Below are 24246 nucleotides of genomic sequence, written 5' to 3'. Positions count from 1 at the left end.
TTATGGTTCTAGTTTTAATGCTCCTAATACAGCGTTTGTAAGAATTTCCACTCCTGTTACAAGTCTTGCCTGTTTAAATTTCATTTTTGGATGATGTAACCCTGGTGTTAATCCGCAACCTAGACCAAGCATAGTTGATTTTAAGTGCGGACGTTGCACCGCATAATGGTGAAAATCCTCTCCTCCTGGGGTATGTACAGGCTTACGCAAATTAGACAGGCCAGCAGCCTTTACAATAGCTTGCTCCATAATATATTGAGCCGTCGTATCTACCTCAGCAGCAACAATATTAGCAACTGTCTGTAATTCAATTTGCACTTTATGCAATATTTTTGAAGAATCGATTACACGCTTGACACCTAAAGCGAGTGTCTCCATGACATCGTTACGTTGTGCCCTGATATCAATTGTAAAGGCAGCTCTTCCCGGAATAATATTGCCCGAATCTCCTCCAGCTTGAAATTTTGTCATCTTAATAGAGACAGGCACCATTGGATCTGTATGAATAGTGCGTAAATCCTCTATTATCGTTGCCCCAACTTCAATTGCATTAACACCAAGATGCGGTCTTGCTGCATGGGCGTCCTCACCTATAATTTCCCCTTCAAGTAAACGGGATGCGCCGTGATACAACGCTGCACAGTATGTACCATCTTCAAGCTCATGGACAGGTCTTAAATGGACACCAAATAAATAATCTAAATCATCAATAATACCTTCTTTTAGAACAGCTAGTGCGCCCGTTCCTTTTTCTTCAGCTGGCTGAAAAATAACACGTACTGTTCCTTTTAATAACTGAGATTGCTCTTTCAAAAGTAAGAGTGCACCAATTGCCATTGTCATATGACCATCATGCCCACAGGAATGATTCGCTCTAAACTCACCATCTACTTCTTGCCATAATGCATCTATATCCGTACGTAAGCCCACTTTTGGATTTCCCTTGCCGATATCAACATAAAGCCCTGTACAATTTTTAAAGCGTTGTGGGGAAAATCCTTCACGCGTCAACAGATCAACAATATAATTTGTTGTCTCTACCTCTTTCCAGCTTATTTCTGGGTGTGCATGTAAATACGTGAAAATCTCCATTAATCTTGGCCTCAAACGATCCAATGCTTCTTTCATGACAACCAACCCCTTAAAATTGTTACTAGTAAGATTATTATAACGAAAAATAGTCCTATTCTACAGAAAATTAAATTATCTTCTAGCTAATAGACTACACAAAAGACAAAAAAGATGCGTAGTAATGCCTTTTAGTTTTGTAACAACTAACGATGTGCCCGCGGAAAGCACCACCGTAGCGGACAACAACGCCATAACAAAAAAGTGCTAGATTGATGGCAGTCAATCTAACACTTTTCTCTATTATCCCAGCATATTCAACTAATTAATGCCTCGCATCGCTTTAGAAATAATCGGTGAAAGTACTAATAAGAGTATGCCAATAAGAATTGACAATGATCCTAAAAATCCGAAATATGTGAATTCACTTACAACCTCATATACCTTAACAAGTTGAGCGTTAATTGCTTGAGCCGCAGCACTAGTTAAAAACCACAGTGACATTGTTTGTGCAGCAAAAGCTTGTGGAGCTAATTTCGTTGTTGCAGACAGACCTACAGGAGATAATAATAATTCCCCAACTACTACTAAAAAGAATGATAATACTAACCACAACGGACTAACTAAAGCTTGTCCACCAGATAGATGTGCTGGAATCATCATCACTAAAAATGATAGTCCTGCAAAAAATAGTGAATAAGAAAATTTACGTGGTGTGGATGGTTGCTTATCGCCCCATTTTAGCCATAACATCGCAAATAGTGGTGATAATGTAATAACAAATAAAGGATTTAATGATTGGAACCAAGATGATTCCAACTGGAAGCCACCAAGATTTAATTGTGTACGCTCATCTGCATACGTCGCAAGGATTGTTGCACCTTGCTCTTGAATAGCCCAAAACATAACTGCCGCTAAAAACAGCGGAATGTATGCCAGAAGACGAGATTTCTCATCTTTCGTTGTTTTCTCACTGCGGTACATATAAATAAAGAAAGCTGTTGGAATAAGTACACCAAGTATAGTAATAAGTAAACTAAAGACATTCATTGTTAGTACACCAGTTTTAATGCCGATACCACCTAAGACAAGAATAACTAGCGCTACAATAGCAATTTGTGTAAAGACTTTTTTACGTTCTTCTGGTTTTAACGGGTTATTTACTTGTAAGCCCGCTAATCCTAGATATTTTTTCTCTGTTACTTTAAAAACAATTAAACCAATTAACATACCAACGGCTGCTAAACTAAAGCCTAAATGGAAGCTATACTTTTGTCCAATTGTTCCGACAATAAACGGCGCAATGAATGCACCCATATTAATGCCCATATAGAAAATCGAGAATCCTGCATCACGACGACTATCTGTTTCAGCATAAATATCCCCTACAATACTTGAGACATTCGGTTTTAATAAACCAGTACCGATAACAATAAACGCCATCGACGCAAATAACATTGTCACACCGCCAGGGAATGCTAGCAGGAAGTGACCAATCATAATTAATACGCCACCATAAAAAATCGTTTTACGTGTACCTAAAAGTCGATCGGCTATCCAGCCACCAATAATACCCGACATATAAACAAGGGAACCATATATGGCCATAATGGAGTTCGCTGTACCGCGATCAAGACCTAATCCACCTTCATTTAATTCATAATACATGAAGAAAATTAGAATCGCTCGCATCCCGTAGTATGAAAAACGTTCCCAAAATTCTGTGAAAAATAATGTAAAGAGCCCCTTAGGGTGTCCGACAAAACCATTTTGAGGGACGGATTTTACAATTTCATCTTTAGTAGACATAACAATATCCTCTCCCATTTTATTATTCCTTAAAAATATTATTACCCATTAGTAAGGATAAAAAACTATGTTTCATCATACTAAAGCGTTTTTATCACTTTATCAAGAGTTTTAAAAAATGTTGAAAATTTATCAGTTTTCTCTATATTCAGATTGATTAGTTGATATTTTCTTAAATATATTGAAATATCTACGTTTTCGCACTTTTTGCTTTATCAAAAAAATAAAATATAAATATAATATTTTAAAATACTATATAATCAGAAAATAATTTATTTATTGCAAATAAAAAAATCAATGGCGAGAGTCACCATTGATTGTAATTTTTTCAAAGCCCATTTTTTCCAATTACTGTGAGTTATCGCAAGGTACATGGCGACCTTATCTCAACGCACAAGCTTTATTCTGTTATATGTGTCATTTCCATAGAAATAAGCTAGGCAACTTTTCTAGCTACGTGTTGGCTTACTTATATTTTAACTCTATGTTATTTAACAACAAAATGTTGATATTTTGCATAATCGGCTTCTTTTACTTCAAGCTTTAATAATGTGCCCGCTTCTTCATATGCCGTTTCATAAATCGTCGCATTTTCATTTAAATAAGAAACAATATTTCCTTGCTCATATGGAATAAGCATTTTACAAGTTACATAATCGGAAAAAATATGCTGACGTATAATTTGTAAAAGTTCATCTAAACCATTGCCTTGCTTAGCAGAAATCCAAATATTGTCCCCACTGATAACAGGGTACGGCACATTTGCTAAGTCCGCTTTATTATATACATAAATAGTAGGGATTCCTTCCACTCCAACCGCCTTTAACGTTTCATTTGTAACATCCATCATAAAGCCATGTTCTGCATTTGAAACATCCACAACGTGGAGCAATAAATCTGCATCCCGCGCTTCTTCTAATGTAGAACGAAACGCTTTTACTAGATGATGCGGTAACTTACTAACAAAGCCAACTGTATCTGTTAATAAAAAAGATTTCTTATCGTGTAATTCAATATAACGGACAGACGTTTCGAGTGTAGCAAATAGCATATCCTTCTCAAATACTTGTTTATGATCCTCTTGTCCAATTTTAGCAAGGAGCTGGTTCATAATCGTTGATTTGCCAGCATTCGTATAGCCCACAATGGATACAACAGGTACAGCATTTTTTCTTCTTTGTTTTCGTTGGGTTTCTCGTTGCTCCTTTACTTGCTCGAGTTCTTTTTTTATTTTAGAAATTTGATCTTCAATTTTTCGTCGATCTAACTCAAGTTTGGTCTCACCTGCTCCACGGTTTTTAAAACCGCCACCAGTACCACCACCTTGTCGGCTTAGGGAAGCATGTAAACCGACTAAACGTGGAAGCATATATTGAAGTTGCGCCAGCTCAACTTGCATTTGTGCTTCACGTGTTTTGGCACGGCGTCCAAAAATATCTAAAATTAACATCGTCCGATCAATGACTTTCGTCTCTAAATCGCGCTCTAAATTACGGATTTGTGAAGGTGATAATTCATCATTAAAAATCACAAGATTAGCTTGTGCTTCTTCATAAAAACTTTTTATCTCTTCGATTTTACCTGTCCCGACATAATGAGATGGTGTGACTCGCTCTAAATTTTGCGTGACGATACCTACCACTTCCACATTTAAAGCTTCAGCTAAATTTGTAAGCTCCTCCATCGAATACTCAAAATGCTTATCATTACGTAAATTAACACCAACTAATATGGCCTTTTCTAACAATACATCTACTTCTTTCAATTTATCCATTCACAATCCTCCCACCAACGCCTTGGTGTTGCTACAACAAATTTTCTTCATCTTACCATATAATGCCCTAAACTGTGTCTTTTAGTCGGCAAAGATTCCTTCCACCGCAGCGTTATTTATACACATACTTCAACGTCGAATCATCAAAAATAGTCTGCTCATTATAAAAAAACAAATGCGCCCTAGACTAGAAAATTGGGCGCATGCTTTAATGTAGATAAACTATGTTTAATTAGAAATAAGTAAACTAACTTTAGCTTACTCTTATCAACTTATCCTCGCTCTTTTTTTAACAATGTTTCAGTACGATCGAATTCTTCCTCGATTTCTGCATTTCTCTTATAAGTCACCATACTTACAACAACGGCTACTATTAAACAAACAAGGAATCCTGGCACGATTTCGTATAAAGTAGTTGAAAGCAGCTTTATTTTACCCCATATAAAGGCTGTTGCCGCACCCGTCACCATTCCACTGAGCGCTCCATAATTCGTCAATTTCTTCCAATATAATGATAGTAAAATAATTGGACCGAACGCAGCCCCGAAGCCAGCCCAAGCAAACCCTACTAAATTTAAAATGGAATTTTCAGGGTTCCAAGCTAATAATGCTGCAATTACGGCTACTACTAAAACTGCCATACGCCCAATAAACACATAATGTTTATCGTTTGCTGTTTTATTAAATAACGCCTTGTAAATATCTTCAACGAGAGCTGAAGAAGTGACAATTAATTGCGATGAAATGGTACTCATAATTGCAGCTAGAATAGCAGCCAACATAATACCCGCGATAAATGGATGGAATAAAATTTGACCAAGTACAATAAAGACCGTTTCAGCGTCTTTTAATTCCCCTGCATTTTGTTGATAGTACGCTACACCTACTAATGCAGTTGCAAGGGCACCAATAAGACTTAAAATCATCCAACCAATACCGATGCGACGAGCCTGTTTCGTTTCCTTTACAGAACTAATCGCCATAAAACGCACGATTATATGTGGTTGCCCAAAGTATCCTAACCCCCATGCAAGCGATGAAATAATCGCTGCAGCTGTCGCTGATGCTGGTAATAAACTTAAATGTTCTGGGTTTACCGTTTTAATGGATTCTACTGTTTCACTAAGACCACCCGTTAAAAATAGCCCAAATAAAGGTACGGTAATCAGTGCTAAAAACATAATAAGACCTTGTAAAAAGTCCGTATAACTCACCGCTAGGAAACCACCAAACAATGTATAAGCAACAACTACGCCTGATACAATCAATAAACCTGTATGATATTCGTAGCCAAATGAGCTGTCAAAAAACTTACCGCCAGCTACCATACCTGAGGAAACATAGAATGTGAAAAACAATAGAATAATGAGTCCTGAAGCAATTCTGATTAATCTTGTATGATCACGTAAGCGATTATCTAAATAACTCGGTATTGTAATTGAGTCATTTGAAACTTGCGTATAAACCCGTAATCTTGGTGCGACAAACATCCAATTCAAATAAGCTCCTATTGTTAACCCGATGGCGATCCATGCTTCAACAAGTCCTGAAGCATAAATTGCCCCCGGAAGCCCCATTAAAAGCCAACCTGACATATCTGCCGCACCTGCACTCAACGCTGTAACAGCAGGCCCTAAGGATCGACCACCTAGCATATAATCTGTTAAATTTGAAGTTTTAACGAATGCATACCACCCGATTCCGAGCATGACAATCATATAAATGATAATAGCGATTAGCTGATAAGTATTATCTGACATAAGCATTCCTCCTTTTGAACATTATTTTTTAGCATAGAATACTTTTCACTATTAATATACCGTAAAATGTTCAAAAACAAAAATCCATTTTCTGAATATTCGATTTACCGATTATTTGAAATGAAAAACAACGTGAAGAAAATTGTGTTACACTAATGCCATCTATTACACAACAAAGAAGGCGAAACAAATGACATTTGAAGAAATGAAAACACTGCTTCTAGACCAAATTTCCCAACAACAACTCGTTGCGGCTACAATTAGTCAACCACGAATGAAATCTAATGAAATAAAGCGTATAAAACTAAAGCCCATCATGTTGAAAGAAGCTTATCATATACAAATTGAATACCAATATGAGCGTATTTTAAAACATGAGAATGTCCTATTAGCCGATTTCCCGCCTAAACTTGAACTATTCTTTGCTGACTTCCGTCAAGCACATATCGACTTTAAAGAAGAAAAAGTACACGTGCAACTATCGAAAAAAAATAAAGTTTTATGGAAATCAGATAAAGCCGCTACTCCGAAGCAAGTAAACTTATCACATAATCGTAAGAAAAACTATTTACTTGATGAGTCCACGCCTTATCCTTTTTTAATTCGTTTAGGTGTACAAAGCGAAGAAGGAAAAGTAAAAAAACAAAAATACGATAAATTCAAGCAAATTAATCGCTTCATTGAATTTATCGACGATGCCTTAGCCTATTTACCCAAAAATCGCCAAGTCCGTATTTTAGATTTTGGTTCAGGAAAATCCTATTTGACGTTTGCCTTGTATCATTACTTAAAAATTGAAAAAGGGTTGGATATTCGCGTTACTGGCTTAGATTTAAAAAAAGAGGTAATCGTGGAATGCTCTCGTATTGCACAAGATTTAGGCTACGAGCAACTTGAATTTTTAGTTGGGGATATTAATGATTATAACGATGAATCGAATGTAGACATGGTCGTAACTCTACACGCGTGTGATGTTGCAACAGATATGGCATTATCACGCGCAGTGAAATGGAGCGCAAGTGTCATATTAAGTGTCCCTTGTTGTCAACATGAGCTAAACCGTCAACTTGATACACCGGCACTCGATGTCATGTTACAGCATGGCCTTGTCCGCGAACGTTTTGCAGCTCTCGCGACTGATTCCATTCGCGCTGAGATTTTATCACTTGTTGGTTATGAAGCACAGTTGTTGGAATTTATTGATATGGAGAACACACCAAAAAACATTCTAATTCGCGCTTATTATACTGGCAAAAAGCCGAGCGCACAACAACGCGCTAAGTATGATGCCTTTGTAACCCTGTTGAATGCACAGCCATTTTTAGCAAATGAATTAACATCTTATTTGTAAATTATGAAAACCCGAGGCGCATTATGTGCCTCGGGTTCTTTTTATAACTCTTGTCGTAATGCTTGAATAACATCTATCTTCGTTGCTTTACGAGCTGGTCGGTAGCCTGAAATCATCGCCACACCAATACTGATGGCAGACGCAATGATAACAAGTTGCCATGGGATAAGTGAAAATGTAATATCTGACGAACTAAAAGCATCTTCACCTGTCGCCGCTTTTAAAATTAACGGTAAAACTGCATTTGCTGTAAAGCTAATGACATATGAAATAATAACTGCAATAACGGTACCTAAAATACCAATAAATGTGCTTTCCATTAAAAAGAGTCGTTGAATCAACTTTGGACTAGCGCCAATTGCCTTCAATACCCCAATCTCACGTGTACGCTCTGTAACCGCCATTGTCATCGTATTGAATATCCCAATAGAGGCGATTAACACTGCAATTGTCCCAACAAAAATTAAACCAATTTTCAACACAAGGAAAAATACATCCATTTGATCCAATTGTTCCGTCACAGAGAACACGCTATAGCCCTTGTCTTTTAACTTTTCTAAAATAGGCTTAACATTTTCTAGACTATTCGCATAAATATTGAATTCCGTATTAAATACTTCATCTACTGCTACTTTATCTAATGCTGCAAGGGTACTTCCTATCGCTGCTTTTTGCGCTGAATCCATATAGACTGTATTGTCAATCATCCAATCATAAGAAGGTTTTTTTGTCACACCAACTATTGTATATTTCACCTTTTCAGTTTCAGACGCTCCATTGGAATTGGAAGCTAAAGATAATTCAATTTCTTTACCAATTAAAGATTTTTTATATCCTTCTTCACTACCATCATAGTATGTGCCTTCTATTTCAGCCTTTTTGTTTTTTTCTTTAATGACATCTCGTTCTGCATCATTTAATAATGTTTGAGCAAAATGGTATCCTACAATAATCTCATTTGGCTTTGTTGGGAACTTCCCTTTTGCAAGTTTCCCAGTTACACTTTTAAAATCTGACATAGTCGTTATAACTAGACTTGAATTTGTATCACGATCTTCAAAATATGAGTGCGCACTTGCATTAACTGTACTCGTTTCAAGTACTGTTTTAACATGCTCGATAGACTTGATTTCATCTTTCTGTTGCTCTGTAAATTGTGAGCCATCATATACTTGAATTTTAGTTATATTTTCATCTGATAGTATCTCGTTACGAATTGAATCCTGTAGCCCAAACCCTACGGATGCAAGGACAATTAAAAATGCACAACCCATTGTTGCAGCCAGCACGGTCATAAATACGCGTAATTTATTTTTCTTAATATGTTGGATAACAAAATCCAATTGGTCTTTCCATATCATGTTATTCATCCTCCTTCACAAGCTCGCCGTCATACATACGGAAACGACGATGAGCAATTGTTGCCACTTCTTCATCGTGCGTAATAATGACAAATGTTAAGCCTAGCTCTCGATTTAAACTTTGAATAAGGAGTAAAATATCCTGCTCTGTTTCAGAGTCTAGACTCCCTGTTGGCTCGTCCGCTAGCAAAATAGGAGGATTGGTAATCAACGCTCTTGCAATACTTACACGTTGTTGCTGACCGCCTGATAATTCATTTGGGTAATGGTCGGCTACTGCCGATAATCCGACTTTGTCCATTAATTTTTTCACTTTTTCTTTACGAATAGCTTTGCTTGCACCTTGTAATTTCAAAGGTAACTCTATATTCTCAAATGCAGTTAAACCCGGCATAAGTTGAAAGTTTTGAAAGATAAATCCGAACTGGCGCAAACGAAACGCTGCACTTTCTGTTTCAGTGAGTTTCTCTGTCTGTTGCCCATTCACACGAATAGAGCCTTGTTCAGCTTTCATAAACCCGGCTAAAATTTGTAGCAATGTTGATTTTCCAGAGCCACTCTTGCCCACAATTGCGACAATCTCTCCTTTTTTCACTTCAAAATTTACGCCCTTTAATACAGGTACATGTTTTTCCTTACCCTTTTTCCCAATTAAAAATGTATGTTGTAAGTTCTCGACTTGAATCATTTTTGACTTGACGCCCCTTTCTCTTACTTCTCTATTGTAGAAAACAATTCTTAATATTAACGAAGGATAAAAATGAAGATATTCTTAAGAAAATAGGGAACACTAAGAAATGTTAAGATATCTATCTTTACAATTCCTTTACAATTCAAAATCGATTGCTTGTGAAAATGGGGTCTTCAAAAGAGGTTCCACTGTACTAAACAGATTTTTAAAATTAATAAATTCTTTGTTATATAGGCATTTATACTGTATTAATATGAACAAATACACCCTAACACTTAATATTTGTGAACAAAATGTATATTACAGGATTGTAAAGTTTTGTGTAGGAAAGATAAATTTTATGTAGATAAACGTAAGATTTTGTTATGATAGTAAAGTTTAAAGGTCGTTTATTTTATCTATATCCAGGAGGATTCTATTTACATGCTTAACTCAAAAAAACAAGACCCTTTCTTTGTAGCATTGCATAAAATTGCTGAAAATATGAGAGAGGCCGTACATTACGCAAATGATTTTCGTATAACAAGTGTAGCTGACTTAAAAGAGATTAGCATTACAATGAAAAATTACGAAACAGCTGGCGATAAACTCATTCATGAACTAATCGTAATGCTAAACAAATCATTTATGACACCGATCGAACGAGAAGATATTTTAGAATTCGCTATTCGTATGGACGATGTGTTAGATGGTACGGAGCATTGTATCGCCCACTTCGAAATGTTCTCCTTAACAGAAGTTGACGAATCAATGCGCATTTTCTTAGGCTATATTTCTAAAAGTGCCGACGAAATTGTTAAAGCAACTGAAGAGTTAAAGAAAAAGAATCTTATTGGCATGCGCCCACATGCCATTCTAATAAAAGACTATGAGCGTGAATGCGACGAAGTACAAAGAACTTCTATTAAGCAATTATTTTTAAATGAAAAAGATCCAATCCGCATCATTAAGTTTAAAGATATTTATGAACAACTTGAGGATATCGCTGATTATTGTCAAAACGTTGCCAACACAATGGAAACAATTATCATGCGTAACGCGTAACTAGGAGTGGGTCAAATACAATGAATACAATCATTATACTAACCGTATTGGTCGTCATCTTTGCCCTAACATTTGACTTTATTAATGGTTTCCATGATACAGCAAATGCTATCGCAACTTCGGTTTCCACAAGAGCATTACCCCCACGTGTTGCCATTATTATGGCAGCGACGATGAACTTTATCGGTGCTATTACTTTCGTGGGTGTCGCAAAAGCGCTAACAAAAGATATTGTCGATCCATTCTCTTTAAATGCTTTTGAAGGAGATACAACTGGTTCTGTCGTTATATTAGCCGCATTAATTTCAGCTATTATATGGAACCTACTTACTTGGTACTTTGGTATCCCATCAAGTTCTTCACATACATTAATCGGTTCAATTGCCGGCGCAGCAGTTGCTTCTGCAGGCTTTAGCGTCCTTAATTATGGCGGTTTTACAAAAATCATTATGGCATTAGTATTGTCACCACTCATTGCAATTTGTGCCGGCTTTCTTATGATGACGCTGTTTAAACTATGGTTTAAAAACTTAAATTTATATCGTACGAATAAAGGCTTCCGGACAATGCAAATTTTTACAGCGGCTATCCAATCGTTTACGCACGGTACAAATGATGCCCAAAAAGCAATGGGTATTATGACTATGGCGTTAATTGCAGGTGGCTTGCATACTGGGGATGAAATTCCTTTTTGGATTCGAGCAGCGGCTGCAACCGCTATGGGTCTTGGTACTTCTATTGGTGGCTATAAAATTATTAAAACGGTCGGCGGTAAAATTATGAAAATCCGTCCTGTAAATGGCGTTGCAGCTGACTTAGCTTCTGCTACTGTTATTTTCGGTGCGACATTAGTACACTTACCAGTATCCACAACACACGTTATTTCTTCATCCATCATGGGTGTTGGTTCAGCACAACGAGTTCGTGGTGTTAACTGGGGAATGGCACGAAAAATTGTAACCACTTGGATTATTACAATGCCAATATCAGCTGTAATGGCATCCGTTATATACTTTATATTATCTTTATTCTTTTAGAATTCACGGCACTCTCTGCTCCCAGAAAGTGCCGTTTTTTGGTGACAGGCACTCACACAATTCTCATACAATTCTCACGCCATTTATTGCGAGCAGGATTTTCTACTTTGTCACACGACAAAAAGTGACACATCCTTTACACTAGTTTAAAAGGGGGATGCTTTATCGTTATGAAAAATTTTTCAGCTTTTATCACTGCACATGCGAAAGCTATCGTTGCCATTTGGATTGTTATTTTTATCGCAATGGCTGTGTTTGCTATACAGCTTCCTAGCAAACTGCATGGAGATGGCTTTTTTGTTGAAGCTGATCATACCTATGTCACAAATGAACTAGCCAAAACATTCGACTTACCTGCAGAAACAATCATGGTTGTTTTTGATCAAACAAGCAATCAAAAAATCGAAAACACTCTACAAAAGCTAGAGGACATTGAAGAAGTTCATTCCATTCAGTCACCATTGGATGATTCTACTTTACAAAAGAATGGCATTTCCTATGCCATGGTACATTTTAAAAATAACATTGATAATTTGCCAGCTATCGTCAAAGAGGTTCGTGCTTTAGTTGAAGAAGAAGGTATCAGTGTGACAGGTGGCCCTGTGATTTCGGAGGATATTAATGAAGCCAGCCAAAAGGACTTAGCATCCGCTGAAGCCATTGGTTTACCAATCGCTATTGTTGTGCTATTACTTGCTTTTGGTACTGTTGTAGCTGCGATTTTACCAATTTTAATCGGAGTTGTTACCGTTGTCACAGCATTCGGGCTGTTGACGTTACTAAGTGGTAGCGTTAATTTATCCATTTTTGTGTTAAATATTGTACCAATGCTTGGACTTGCCCTTAGTATTGATTTCGCTCTGCTATTTATTAATCGCTATCGTGAAGAGCGTAACCATTCTAGCATTGCCGAAGCTATACAAATTGCTATCCAAACAGCCGGTCGTTCTATTATTTTTTCTGCTGTTTGTGTCATGATTGGTCTTGGTGCCATGATTGTCATTGATGTAGAAATCTTCCGCAATATTGCCTTAGGTGGCACAATTGTCGTATTGTTCGCCGTGCTTTCAGGTCTCACTTTATTACCTGCGACAATGATGGTGTTAGGAGATCGCCTAAATAAATGGCGCATATTACGTGTAAAGCCAGGTGGCACGAATCGTTGGCACAGTTTTGCCGGCTTTGTTATGAAGCGACCTGTATCCATTGTTATTGTTGCTTTATTGTTACTTGGTATCGGGATGATTCCGTTAAAGGATATTAAACTTGCCATACCTCAAGTAGATTCTTTACCACCCAAATACGATGCCCGAGCAGCTTACGATAAATTGGATGAAACGTTTGGGCTTGGTGATACATCCGTTTTGTACTTACTTGCTGAACGCCAAGATGGCTGGGAGAACGAGCAAGGACGCAAGCTACTTTTTGATATACAAGAAAAACTGCTTAACGATCCGCTCGTTGATGAAGTCTCAACGATTTATACAGCAGCCCAAATGAAATCACCAGAGGAATTAACAGCTTCCTTGAAAACGCCACAAGTGGCAGAACAATTAAAACCAATCATTAATACCTTTTCAAAGGATACACAGCTATTTATTCCGATTACATTAAATGTAGCTGGTTCGTCCTCCGCTGCACAACAATTCGCCAGAACGTGGATGGACAAGGATTTAAATGTTGACTTCAAACTAGGTGGACAAGGGAAATTTAATCAAGAAATTTTTGATGAAATTGCTAGTAAAATAATATTTGCGGTTTCAATCATTATCGTGTCAACGTTCTTTATTTTAATGCTTGCCTTCCGTTCCATTTTAATTCCTCTCAAGGCAATCATTATGAATATAATCGGGTTATCTTCAGCGTTCGGCATACTGGTTTATATTTTCCAATATGGGCATTTTGGAATAGAGGCTGGAACAATCGTCCTTATTATTCCAGTTATCGTATTTTGCCTTGTCTTCGGTTTAAGTATGGACTATGAAGTATTTTTAATCTCTCGCATACAGGAAGAATATCAAAAAGGTGCAAATAATACACGTGCAACAGTGGATGGGCTAACATCTACTAGCCGTATCATTACATCTGCTGCACTTATTATGATTGTTATTACAGGGGCATTTGCCTTTACTGATGTCATGCCTGTAAAGCAAATCGGTGTTGGTATTGCGATTGCCATCGCGATTGACGCGACCATTATTCGCCTTATGCTGGTACCGAGCCTTATGAAGCTATTTGGTGATTGGAACTGGTGGCTACCATTTGCTAAGAAAAAGTAATGATACACACAAAAAATCCGAGAACATGTAGTTACATTGTTCTCGGATTTTACGTTTAAAAATATTGTTGATACCACGCTCTTGCCGCTTCTACTTCCGGCATTGTGAGCTGATGTCCGTAGTTAAACCATGCTGTCGTTACATGAGCACCCGCTTTCGATAACAGCGACTCCAAATCTTCTGATTCTTGTGCAGTACACATCGGATCATTGGTTCCTGCTGCTATAAATACCGGAATATTAGGAAGCGCAGGTAGTTCGATGCCACGTCTTGGCACCATTGGATGATGTAAAATTGCCCCTGCCAATGCATCTTCAAAGTGGAATAATAAACTTGCAGCAATGTTTGCCCCATTTGAATAACCAATCGCTACAATGCGCGTACGATCAAAACCATACTCCTCTGCTGCTGTTACCAAAAAGCTTTGTAATTCTTGTGTACGGAAGATTAAATCTTCTATATCAAAAACACCTTCAGCTAAGCGACGGAAAAAACGAGGCATACCGTTTTCTAATACATTACCTCGTACACTTAAAATATTGGCTGTTGCATCAATTTCCTTTGCAAGACTGATTAAAGAATGCTCATCCCCACCTGTACCATGTAATAACAATAAGGTTGGCTTGGTTTCATCTGTACCTTTATGAAATAAATGTTGCATAAACCCATCACCTTTCAATTATCTTGAATTCGAGATAATTGTAGCCTGTGGTAATATTAAATTCAAACTTTTTGACTTATTTATTTCACGATTCTCACTATTTGGCTGTTCTTGATTATTTTTATAAAAATTTTGAATCGTAAAAACTGAAAATAAACATGCAATGACTAAAACAACAATTACAATACCTACCAATTTTTTACCACTCATGTCGTTTCCCCCATATTACTTAGTTCTTTTTACGAAAGCCTTCTTCTAGTAAGTATTCTTTTGCAGCATCATATGTGCCAAAGGCTTCTTCTAAATTTTCTCGATGATAAACATTCCAAGAACGTTGCTCAAACGCAAGCTCTAATTGATCACCTTCACGATTACGCCAAGTTTCAATAATAGGTTCTTCCTCTTCTTGTTCCTCACCTAAATAAGTAATGGCATCTTCAATAATGGCACGCAACTGGTGCTCATCATAATCGCGAATATTGACTAGTCCTTTATCATTTGCTTCATTTTCGTAGCGCAATAAATCTCCTACAAAGACAAAACCATTGCCATTTGGGTGCAATTTTTCTACGACAATCGTCTTTTCAAACAAACTGTCCATATAATGATAATTCACTCGTTTCATCGAAATTTCTTTTTTCGTTAATTCGGAAAACGATTCAATTATCGCTTGTTTTTGTTCAAATGTTAGCATATATATGCTCCTTTTCTTTCATTGTAAATACAAGTATAGCTTATTTTCTACATAAATTAACAGATAGACATAAAATGCTCATAAACATAACTTCAATTCATTTCGAAGTTATCTTTATGAGCGTAAAGCATACATCATGCTATATGCCATACATACCGATGGCCATTTTCTAATCGTTATTCATGGCTGGTGACTTTACTATCGATTGTACATTGCACTTTTGGCAAAGCCAATAACATCCGCCACATACAGCTCACGATACGGCACAAATTGTGCCGTACTGACAGGACGCACGAGTCGAGCTCGTTGCCCATCAGGGAAATATTCATACCCCTCAATATTTAGCGTGCCAGTTTTCCCTAAAAAGAATGCTTCCGCTTCATCAAGCTGTGCTCGAACAACACCCGAAACTTCCTCATATTGCAGCTCAAATGCATCCCAATTATCTTCAAACGGGTACAAATAGACATGACAAAATTCATTATCTATCATATTTTCAGATACGATGCTACAAGATGTCATCCCCATTTTGACGATGTCTTGAATATTAATTGTTAACCCTAATTCTTCTTTAACTTCGCGGATGCCTGCTTCCACTGTCTCAACTGCTAGTAAATGCCCTGCTGCTGTTATATCTAGCAGCCCTGGATAATCCTTCTTTTGCCCACTACGGATTTGGAAATAAATATAGTTCTCGTTGACAAGCCAGCAGTGAAATGTCTCATGCCACAAGCCCTTCTCATGTACTTCTGCTCGTGTTGCCGTTCCAATTTGTTCATGCTGCTCATTAAAAACTTTAACAATTTCTTGTTCCACTTTTTATTCGACCCCTATACTGACTTCGTAGCCTTTTTCTTTATCGCATTTCGTTCATCATAAATATTCGAAACAATTACCTTTAGTACCGCATAGAATGGTACGGCAATAATAATCCCAATAAAGCCTGCTATATTACCGGCTGCTAAAATAATCGTAATAACTGTTAACGGATGGATATCAAGCGATTTCCCCATAACATTCGGTGTAATAAAGTTACTATCAATCTGCTGGGCAATAAGTGTAACGACGCTTACCCACACAACAAGCATCGGATCTTGAATTACGGCTACAATAACTGCTGGTGCAAGAGCAATCCACGGTCCAATAAACGGAATCATATTCATAAAGAAGGCAAAAATCACAAGCAATAATGAATACTCTAAGCCAATTATTAAATACCCAACATACATAATAAGTGCTAGTAAAAAACTGATTTGTAGTTGCCCTTGAATATAGCTACGTAATACATCATCTATCTCACTTAATGTCTTTTTAATCCATTCACGACGCTCACCAGTAAAATATTTATAAATGGAAGGCGCAAATTTCTCATGGTCCTTCAACATGAAAATGAAGAAAAATGGAATTAAAATCGCTAGTAAAGAAACTGACACCAGTGATTGGATAAATGATACAAGCCATTTACTTGCTACCACAGCAATGTCCTGTACAGAATTAGCAAGATAATCAATAAAATCTTTTAATTGTGGTGGGAAATTATCTTTATTTTTGAATACATAATCAGCGGCCTCTTGAATGCTTGAACTAATCATCGGTGCATTTTTTGCCAGATTATTAAGCTGGGTAGCAATCGGATTACCAATAATCCAACCAAAGCCGACCACTATGGCAATCAGTCCAACGACAATTGTTAAAATACTCGACCACCTTGGCCATCTACGCTTTTCTAAAAAACGTTGAATTGGCTCGGTCACATAATACAACACACCCCCAAGTAGTAACGGCACAAAAATCGCTTTTAAAATCATAGCAAGCGGTGTGAAAATCCAATGAATCTCTATAAAATATTTAAGTATTAGTAAAACTAGTAAAATCCCTATACCTACCTGGAACCATACCTTCCTCGTCACTTTCTTCACTTCCTTTTATCACAGTTACTGAAAATACTACTTATATATTAACCATTTCGCAAGTATCCTAGTATCGATTACATAGATAACAAGCAAAAAAACAACTTATCTTGGACAATTTTTATAGAAAACATATTCTTGCTTTTGCAATAAATAAAAAATTAGAAGGGTTCACTAGTTGTTGGTAGCGAAGGAGGTGACTCCTGCTCAGAACGCACACGGCGTAAGACGCGGACAATAATGGCGTAGCAAAAAAGTGTTAGATTGATTGCAATCAATCTAACACTTGCTAATTTCTTATAGAGCCACTATATTAGCTCTGCACAGTTTCTATCTAACATCTACAACTTTGTATCATCCACTGAATTTAAGTAGTCCTCAATCACACCGATTACTGATTCTACACAGCCATCCTCAAACGGAGAAATTAAGCCCGCTTCCTTCACAAGTTTTGTAAATGACATGGAACCGCCTAAGCCACATAAATGGATATAATCCTTCCATGCTGCGTCAAACTCTTCACGTGAACGTTTCCAGAATTGGAACGCACAAATTTGCGCTAACGTGTAGTCGATATAATAGAACGGGCTTGCATAAATATGTGCCTGACGTTGCCATATACCACCTGACTCTAAATAGCTATTACCATCATAGTCACGGTGTGGTAAATAGGTTTGCTCGATTTTTTTCCATGCAGCTTTACGCTCAGCAGGTGTCATCTCTGGATTTTCGTAAATAACATGTTGGAATTCATCAACAGCAACACCGTAAGGAAGAAATAATAAGCCACTGCTTAAATGTGTAAATTTATATTTCTCCGTGTCTTCTTTGAAGAATAATTCCATCCAAGGCCATGTGAAAAACTCCATACTCATCGAATGGATTTCGCATGATTCATATGTTGGCCATAAATATTCTGGGATGCCAATATCACGGCTTGAGAATACTTGGAAGGCATGTCCAGCCTCATGTGTTAACACATCAATATCACCTGATGTACCGTTAAAGTTCGAGAAAATAAACGGCGAATGATAATTTTCAATAAACGTACAATAGCCGCCACTTTCTTTCCCCTTTTTCGCAACTAAATCCATTAGGTCATGGTCAATCATAAAGTTGAAAAATTCACCCGTTTCAGGAGATAGTTCTTCATACATTTTTTTACCGTTTGCCACTATCCAATTTGCATCACCCTTTGGCGTAGCATTACCTGTTAAGAAGTTTAAAGCTTCATCATAAAATTTTAAGTCTGAAATCCCGATTCGCTTTGCTTGACGCTCAAATAGTTTTGTTGCAACTGGCACGATTAAATCACGTACTTGGTCACGGAATTTCTTGACCATTTCAGCATTATAATCAATTCGGTTCATACGGATATAGCCAAGCTCTACATAATTTTTATAGCCTAATTTTACAGCAATTTCATGACGCACTTTAACTAGCTCATCGTATAAGCGATCAAATTCCGCTTCATGCTCAGCAAAAAAGCCAAAACGAGCTTCTGTAGCAGCCTTACGCATTGCTCGATCTGTCGATTCTGTATAAGGTCCTAACTGTGCTAGCGTTAATGTTTCACCGTTAAAGTCAATCTGTGCTGAAGCAACTAGTTTATTATATTCTGATACTAGTTTGTTCTCCTTTTGCATTAAATCAATGACTTTCGGTGAAAATCCTTTAATTTGATAGGATGCTAAATCAAATAACTGTTGCCCCCATTTTTCTTCTAACTGCTCGCGGAATGGTGAAGCGATTAATGCTTTATAATATTCGGTTGTGATTTCTTCAAGCTCAGGGCCTACTTCATCAAAATAATCACGTTCTTCTTGGTAAAATGAATCGTGGGTATCAATCGATGCTCGAATGTAGACGAGGTTTGCCATTGTCGCATATTCATTACTCAGTTCATTTAATTTTTCAATTAGTTCGCTTTGTGCCTCAACCGATTGTGCTTCTTTAAATTGCTCGATTAAAGCTAACTGTTGCTCTTTCATCGCCTCCACGTTCGGACGGCTGTATACATAATCTTTAAACGTTGTCATAGAAGTACCCTCTTTCTGTCGTTTAGTCATTATATTTCTATTATATGCCAAATATATAATGGAAAGAAAGTAAATATATCATTAATGACCAATGATATATGTTTTTAATAATGCAGCTCTTTCCCGTAGTGTTAACTTCGCTTCCACAGATTTTGGGGTTTTGGCAACAACGACATCTGCCTCTAAATCAAGCTTATTCGCTAAATACTTCGCTCGTTGTAAATGGAAATCATTCGAGACAATGGTAATTTGCTTTGTCCCTGCTGGTAGTAATTCTTTTGAAAATAATAAGTTTTCATATGTCGATGTGGATTGCTCTTCCATTAAAATTCGTTCAGCTTCAATGCCATTGTCTTCTAGGTAGGTAAACATTGCTGATGCCTCTGTTCTATCCTCATCTGTTCCCTGTCCACCCGAGACGATTACCTTAACATGTGGGTATTGATTGAGATAGGTTACAGCCTCTTCCAATCTACTTTTTAAAGATAGTGATAACACACCACCTGGCTTTACTTTTGCTCCAAGCACGATAACATATGGTGCTGTTCCATCTGCAACTGGCTGTGTGCCTCGTTTCATTTCTTGTCCTAACCATATATAAAGAGTACTACCTATACAAACAACAATTATGATGCCTCCCACTATCCACCTTTTCATATGCAACACCCCTTTATACTAACAACGTCTTGCCTATAAAAAAGATGCTTGTACAAAAGAGAAAATGTGTTAGATTGACTGCCATCAATCTAACACATTTTTTGCTGCGCCGTTGTCCGCTTCGGCGGTGCTTTCCGCTCAGCACACGTAAGCCGCAACCCTAGCTAACGCGCGGAATGCCAGCGTCTTACGCTGCGTGCGTCCCGCAGGAGTCACCGCCTCCGCTACTAACTACTAGTGAACCCTACTAAATTTTTATTTATTGCAAAAGCAAGAATAGCTAAGTTAGCTAGTTCTCCATATAGCAAAAATTTATGAACAGCTTTCCTCGGTTCCTTAAATTTTTTTAGTTATGTCCCAGCCTCTCAATGGTTATCTTATTGTAAAACGTTGAATAGATTCCTGTAATGCTGAAATTTCGTCTGTTAAATCATTAGATGATTCGCTAATAAGCTGAATAGCTCTCTGTTGCTCGTCAACTGATGCTGTGACTTCTTCTGAGGAAGCTGCATTTTTCTCACTAATCAGCGCGATACTTTCAATCGATTGCATAATATCTTCCTTAGAGCTATTTAAATATTCTACGCCCGCCGTCATCTCTCCAATATTTACTATAATCTCTCCGACAGACGCTTCTATCTCATTAAATGAAGATTCCATCATACTAACTGAATTATTTTGCTCACGGACAATGATATTTGTTTTTTGCATCTCATCATTTACTAAGTTCGTTTCACTTTCAATACCTCGTAACGTCGTGCGTACCAAATCTGTTGCAACAGATGTTTGATCTGCTAGCTTACGTACTTCCTCCGCTACTACAGCAAAGCCTTTGCCATGCTCTCCAGCACGCGCCGCTTCAATCGATGCATTTAATGCAAGAAGATTCGTTTGATCGGAAATTTCATTGATTGTGCCCACAATACCTTCAATTTCTCTTACTTTAACAATTAAGCTATTGAACACTGTTTGAACACTGTTAATAAGCGCAGACGATTCTTGTGATTTGTGTTTCAAACTGTTTAAATTCACAAGCCCTTCTTCATTGGACTGCTTCATTTTTTGAGAAGCATCCAACATTAATTCATTTTTATCATGTAGCTCTACAATTTGCTGTGCAAATGCAATCGCTGTACGATTTGTATCCTCTGCGTCTGATGCTTGTTTCACTGCCCCTCTTGATACCTCATTAATCGCTTTGACAATTTCATCACCGTAAGCATTTGTTTCCTCTGCAACGGCTGTTAAATTGGACGAAGTCGATTGAATTTCGACAATGGCCTCCTCAACATCTGTAATTAATGTCTTTAATTGATCTACCATATCATTAAAACCAGTATTCAATTGGCCAATTTCATCTGATCGTTGTAGGTTTTCAATTTCAACGGTTAAATTACCTTGTGCCACTTCATGGACACGCTTCGATAAGTTTTTAACTGGTAAAGCCAAATGTCTAGACACAAAAATTACAATGACGGTACCAATAATAATGGCACCCAATAATGTTAGACCAATAACCAATAACAATGAATTAGCTTCCTTATTAAAATCTTGCATATATGTACCAGATGCGACAATCCATCCCCAATGTGGATCTTTTGCAGAATAGATGATTTTATCCGCTAATACGTCCTGACCTGGAAGTGTAAACTCATATTCCGTAAAACCACCGCCTTGTAATGCTCGCTCGGTTACATCACGAATAAAATACTTTCCACTGCTATCTTGATCATCCCACAAGTTATCCCCTTCGCGAGTAGGATGTGTAGTTAATGTTCCTTTATCGTCTAAAACATAGATATAACCATACTCTCCTAGATTACCAGGATAATTAATTGGTCGTTTTCCCTCACTATCCTTTGGACCAAGCAGCGCTTCTCGTACTCTTTCCTGCGCAACCTCCAAAGGGATGTCACCTTTTTCTACACTTTCATTTGCAAGTTCGATTAATTGTAAAGTAGACTCAACACTATTTTGAATAACTTGTTCGCCTAAACCTTCCATACCATCCTTTGCTTTCCCATAACTGACTATACCAATGATTAAGCTCGGCACTATTAGTAATGCCATTGAAACGATAATTAATTTCCCCTGTATTGAACGTAAAAATTTCATGCTTTACACCCCTTTTTACTTCGTTCATTTAAAGCATTAATATTAATCTATATTATGGAATGGTTTTATAGTTTACACAATATGTATTTCACAATAAATGTGTAGAATACTCACCTTTTCGTTTAAATATGCTAATATACACATTTTTTCGCACAGAAAAAAAACTATCTTTCTACAGGGATACAATGCGTAGAAAAATAGTTTTTTGATATTCTTTATAATTTAAATGTATTAATCGCTTCAATTACCTCTTTAGATGTGCGTTCCAAAATTTCTACTACTTCATTTAATTCTGAAACCATTGCCACCTGTAAATCTGAAGCAGTTGCAACTTCTTTCGTACCTAAGGCACTTTGCTGCGCAATATTTTGCATTTGCTCTATCGTCGCTAAGATTTCTTCTGAACCGGCTGACATTTCTTCGATTACTGCAGAGTCATCTTGAATTTTATTGTTAACCATTGCAACCGATTGTAAAATTTGTGAAAGGCTTGTACCAATTTGTTGCACCGCTTCATTCCCCGCTTGCACATCTTCCGTACTTTGTGCCATTTCAGAAAGAGCACGGTCCGTAATATCTTTAAAGCTTACTAAATGTTTTTGAATATCATCAGCAGAAGTCTTAGACATTTCAGCCAACTTACGTACTTCATCTGCTACTACTGCAAAGCCTTTTCCAGCTTCCCCAGCTCTCGCCGCTTCAATAGCAGCATTTAATGCAAGTAGGTTTGTTTGATCGGCAATATTGGTAATCACTAGCACCATATCTTCAATTGAACGGAATTTATTGCCCATCTCTTCAACATGTCCTGCTGTACGCAACACAGAAGATTCAACATTTTGGATTTGCGAAATAACCTCTTGAGAATGGTTTACATTGGACTCTACTAATCCCGTCATTGCACTGGAAGACTCAGCGATTTCGGAAGTTGTATCAGCTAAACGTTGGATGCCAATGGACATTTCATTCATTGTTAACAAAACCTCATTATTGTTTTGCTGGTGCTGTTCACTACCTGCCGCAATTTCAATAATACGGTCTGCAATTTTTGAGTTTGATGCTTCAACCTGCTGTGAAGTAGCATCTATTTTGCCAACAACCTCTCGTAAAGCAACCGTGCGAAGTTGAATCGTTTGGAAAGTGTCTTTTAATTTTATCAACGATTCCTTAAAAGCATTGGCGAAAACGGCAATTTCATTTTTACCTTTAAACTGTAGTTTCTCGACTGCTTCCGTTGCTTGAACAATATCACCACGTGCAAAGTATTCAGCTGCTTCCCCTAAAGAACTGAGTGGTTTTAATGAACGGTTAATATAACGATACATGATGACCATTCCAACCACCGTTAATACGAACATAATCGCAATAAGGGCTGGTAAAACTGAAGTTAATACCGTATTCGTTACGCCACTTACTTGTGTTGCATCAATATCTACACCAACAAAGGCAACAATCGTACCGGATTCATCTTTTAATGGCACCGTACCCGATAAATAATCTCCAAAGTCACTACTATGTAATATTGCGGAATAATAGCTACCTGTAGCCATTACTTTTTCAAGATCCTTATAGTAAGTAGAAGATGATTCCGAATTGATAGCACCTGCATTTTCTTGATCATCTTTAGGCATACCATCAACTAAAAATCTTACTTTCTGATCTTCCGTTGGTACCGCAAATGTATAAGCATAAAGCACGCCATTTTTTTCTCGTAAATCGTTTAATTGCTCTCTTAGCTCCCAGTAAAGTTTAGACTCCGATGGTTTTTTCGAAAGCTCAATATAATCATCCGCATTTAACTGTTTTGCAATGTTTTCTGCTACCGCTACTGCCTGTGACCCCATTGTTTTATTTACAGATGATTTTGCTGTGTAAATCGTCGTGACGATAAAACCAATTAATAAAGCGACTAATGTCATTAATGAAATTAAAATAATTTTATTACTTAACTTATTTGCTCTGCTCATATTTTGGCACACTTTCCTTCTTCATTTTG

General features: G+C 37.3%; 19 protein-coding genes. 4 read left to right on the top strand and 15 right to left on the bottom strand.

All coding sequences use genetic code 11. The annotated features are described in order from the left end of the window. From LS41612_RS02255 to putP, 4 genes are all read right to left on the bottom strand, one after another. Positions 1-1128 carry a M20 peptidase aminoacylase family protein gene (locus LS41612_RS02255; RefSeq protein WP_024361374.1) on the bottom strand — a complete coding sequence of 376 codons (1128 nt, stop codon included), beginning with the start codon at positions 1126-1128 and terminating at the stop codon, positions 1-3. 261 nt (positions 1129-1389) lie between these two features. Further along, positions 1390-2877 (bottom strand): peptide MFS transporter, encoded by a 1488-nt coding sequence (locus LS41612_RS02250; RefSeq protein ID WP_024361375.1) that lies wholly within the window; start codon positions 2875-2877, stop codon positions 1390-1392. A 487-nt stretch (positions 2878-3364) separates the two neighbouring features. Next, positions 3365-4651, bottom strand: coding sequence for a GTPase HflX (gene hflX, locus LS41612_RS02245; protein ID WP_024361376.1), 1287 nt, complete (start codon positions 4649-4651; stop codon positions 3365-3367). 272 nt (positions 4652-4923) lie between these two features. Then, positions 4924-6411, bottom strand: a complete 1488-nt coding sequence (gene putP, locus LS41612_RS02240; protein ID WP_024361377.1) for a sodium/proline symporter PutP — start codon at positions 6409-6411, stop codon at positions 4924-4926. Between the two features lie 190 nt (positions 6412-6601). Between putP and LS41612_RS02235 the strand changes: the two genes are divergently transcribed. Beyond that, complete coding sequence (locus LS41612_RS02235) at positions 6602-7762, top strand: class I SAM-dependent methyltransferase (RefSeq protein ID WP_024361378.1); 1161 nt, start codon at positions 6602-6604, stop codon at positions 7760-7762. Between the two features lie 41 nt (positions 7763-7803). On the opposite strand, the gene LS41612_RS02230 is transcribed toward LS41612_RS02235, so the two are convergent. Together LS41612_RS02230 and LS41612_RS02225 are read right to left on the bottom strand one after the other, a co-directional pair. Beyond that, positions 7804-9123, bottom strand: a complete 1320-nt coding sequence (locus LS41612_RS02230) for an ABC transporter permease (protein WP_024361379.1) — start codon at positions 9121-9123, stop codon at positions 7804-7806. Position 9124: 1 nt separating this feature from the next. After that, the gene (locus LS41612_RS02225) at positions 9125-9811 is read right to left on the bottom strand and encodes an ABC transporter ATP-binding protein (protein ID WP_024361380.1); all 687 of its coding nucleotides are present in this window, start codon (positions 9809-9811) and stop codon (positions 9125-9127) included. A gap of 426 nt (positions 9812-10237) precedes the next feature. On the opposite strand from LS41612_RS02225, the gene LS41612_RS02220 reads away from it, so the two are divergent. The 3 genes from LS41612_RS02220 (at position 10238) to LS41612_RS02210 (ending at position 14174) form a co-directional block, all read left to right on the top strand. Next, complete coding sequence (locus LS41612_RS02220; RefSeq protein ID WP_024361381.1) at positions 10238-10858, top strand: DUF47 domain-containing protein; 621 nt, start codon at positions 10238-10240, stop codon at positions 10856-10858. Positions 10859-10878: 20 nt separating this feature from the next. Beyond that, positions 10879-11895: an inorganic phosphate transporter gene (locus LS41612_RS02215; protein WP_024361382.1), complete on the top strand. Its 1017-nt coding sequence runs from the start codon at positions 10879-10881 to the stop codon at positions 11893-11895. A 170-nt stretch (positions 11896-12065) separates the two neighbouring features. Next, a complete protein-coding gene (locus tag LS41612_RS02210) occupies positions 12066-14174 on the top strand; it encodes an MMPL family transporter (protein ID WP_024361383.1) in 2109 nt (702 codons plus the stop codon). Between the two features lie 55 nt (positions 14175-14229). On the opposite strand, the gene LS41612_RS02205 is transcribed toward LS41612_RS02210, so the two are convergent. From LS41612_RS02205 to LS41612_RS02165, 9 genes are all read right to left on the bottom strand, one after another. Further along, positions 14230-14835: an alpha/beta hydrolase gene (locus tag LS41612_RS02205; protein WP_024361384.1), complete on the bottom strand. Its 606-nt coding sequence runs from the start codon at positions 14833-14835 to the stop codon at positions 14230-14232. A gap of 18 nt (positions 14836-14853) precedes the next feature. Next, positions 14854-15045 (bottom strand): hypothetical protein, encoded by a 192-nt coding sequence (locus LS41612_RS02200; protein WP_024361385.1) that lies wholly within the window; start codon positions 15043-15045, stop codon positions 14854-14856. A gap of 19 nt (positions 15046-15064) precedes the next feature. Beyond that, entirely contained in the window at positions 15065-15529 is a 465-nt protein-coding gene (locus LS41612_RS02195) for a hypothetical protein (RefSeq protein ID WP_024361386.1), read from the bottom strand. 198 nt (positions 15530-15727) lie between these two features. Then, positions 15728-16345, bottom strand: a complete 618-nt coding sequence (locus LS41612_RS02190; protein ID WP_024361387.1) for an NUDIX hydrolase — start codon at positions 16343-16345, stop codon at positions 15728-15730. 14 nt (positions 16346-16359) lie between these two features. After that, a complete protein-coding gene (locus LS41612_RS02185; protein ID WP_024361388.1) occupies positions 16360-17439 on the bottom strand; it encodes an AI-2E family transporter in 1080 nt (359 codons plus the stop codon). 341 nt (positions 17440-17780) lie between these two features. Further along, the gene (locus LS41612_RS02180) at positions 17781-19478 is read right to left on the bottom strand and encodes a M3 family oligoendopeptidase (RefSeq protein ID WP_024361389.1); all 1698 of its coding nucleotides are present in this window, start codon (positions 19476-19478) and stop codon (positions 17781-17783) included. Between the two features lie 81 nt (positions 19479-19559). Then, a complete protein-coding gene (locus LS41612_RS02175; protein WP_024361390.1) occupies positions 19560-20135 on the bottom strand; it encodes a YdcF family protein in 576 nt (191 codons plus the stop codon). A 372-nt stretch (positions 20136-20507) separates the two neighbouring features. After that, positions 20508-22250, bottom strand: coding sequence for a methyl-accepting chemotaxis protein (locus LS41612_RS02170; RefSeq protein ID WP_024361391.1), 1743 nt, complete (start codon positions 22248-22250; stop codon positions 20508-20510). 215 nt (positions 22251-22465) lie between these two features. Beyond that, positions 22466-24217, bottom strand: a complete 1752-nt coding sequence (locus LS41612_RS02165; RefSeq protein ID WP_024361392.1) for a methyl-accepting chemotaxis protein — start codon at positions 24215-24217, stop codon at positions 22466-22468. Between the last annotated feature and the right edge of the window lie 29 nt (positions 24218-24246).

It is taken from the genome of Lysinibacillus sphaericus (assembly GCF_002982115.1).
GTDB classification, from domain to species: domain Bacteria; phylum Bacillota; class Bacilli; order Bacillales_A; family Planococcaceae; genus Lysinibacillus; species Lysinibacillus sphaericus.
This window is presented reverse-complemented; position numbering and strand designations above follow the sequence as displayed.

Coding starts and splice junctions, on each gene's coding strand:
- LS41612_RS02255 (WP_024361374.1), bottom strand. CDS start 1,128: ATGAAAGAAGCATTGGATCGTTTGAGGCCAAGATTAATGGAGATTTTC.
- LS41612_RS02200 (WP_024361385.1), bottom strand. CDS start 15,045: ATGAGTGGTAAAAAATTGGTAGGTATTGTAATTGTTGTTTTAGTCATT.
- LS41612_RS02170 (WP_024361391.1), bottom strand. CDS start 22,250: ATGAAATTTTTACGTTCAATACAGGGGAAATTAATTATCGTTTCAATG.
- LS41612_RS02175 (WP_024361390.1), bottom strand. CDS start 20,135: ATGAAAAGGTGGATAGTGGGAGGCATCATAATTGTTGTTTGTATAGGT.
- LS41612_RS02195 (WP_024361386.1), bottom strand. CDS start 15,529: ATGCTAACATTTGAACAAAAACAAGCGATAATTGAATCGTTTTCCGAA.
- LS41612_RS02165 (WP_024361392.1), bottom strand. CDS start 24,217: ATGAGCAGAGCAAATAAGTTAAGTAATAAAATTATTTTAATTTCATTA.
- LS41612_RS02205 (WP_024361384.1), bottom strand. CDS start 14,835: ATGCAACATTTATTTCATAAAGGTACAGATGAAACCAAGCCAACCTTA.
- LS41612_RS02250 (WP_024361375.1), bottom strand. CDS start 2,877: ATGTCTACTAAAGATGAAATTGTAAAATCCGTCCCTCAAAATGGTTTT.
- LS41612_RS02180 (WP_024361389.1), bottom strand. CDS start 19,478: ATGACAACGTTTAAAGATTATGTATACAGCCGTCCGAACGTGGAGGCG.
- LS41612_RS02215 (WP_024361382.1), top strand. CDS start 10,879: ATGAATACAATCATTATACTAACCGTATTGGTCGTCATCTTTGCCCTA.
- LS41612_RS02235 (WP_024361378.1), top strand. CDS start 6,602: ATGACATTTGAAGAAATGAAAACACTGCTTCTAGACCAAATTTCCCAA.
- hflX (WP_024361376.1), bottom strand. CDS start 4,651: ATGGATAAATTGAAAGAAGTAGATGTATTGTTAGAAAAGGCCATATTA.
- putP (WP_024361377.1), bottom strand. CDS start 6,411: ATGTCAGATAATACTTATCAGCTAATCGCTATTATCATTTATATGATT.
- LS41612_RS02210 (WP_024361383.1), top strand. CDS start 12,066: ATGAAAAATTTTTCAGCTTTTATCACTGCACATGCGAAAGCTATCGTT.
- LS41612_RS02230 (WP_024361379.1), bottom strand. CDS start 9,123: ATGATATGGAAAGACCAATTGGATTTTGTTATCCAACATATTAAGAAA.
- LS41612_RS02225 (WP_024361380.1), bottom strand. CDS start 9,811: ATGATTCAAGTCGAGAACTTACAACATACATTTTTAATTGGGAAAAAG.
- LS41612_RS02220 (WP_024361381.1), top strand. CDS start 10,238: ATGCTTAACTCAAAAAAACAAGACCCTTTCTTTGTAGCATTGCATAAA.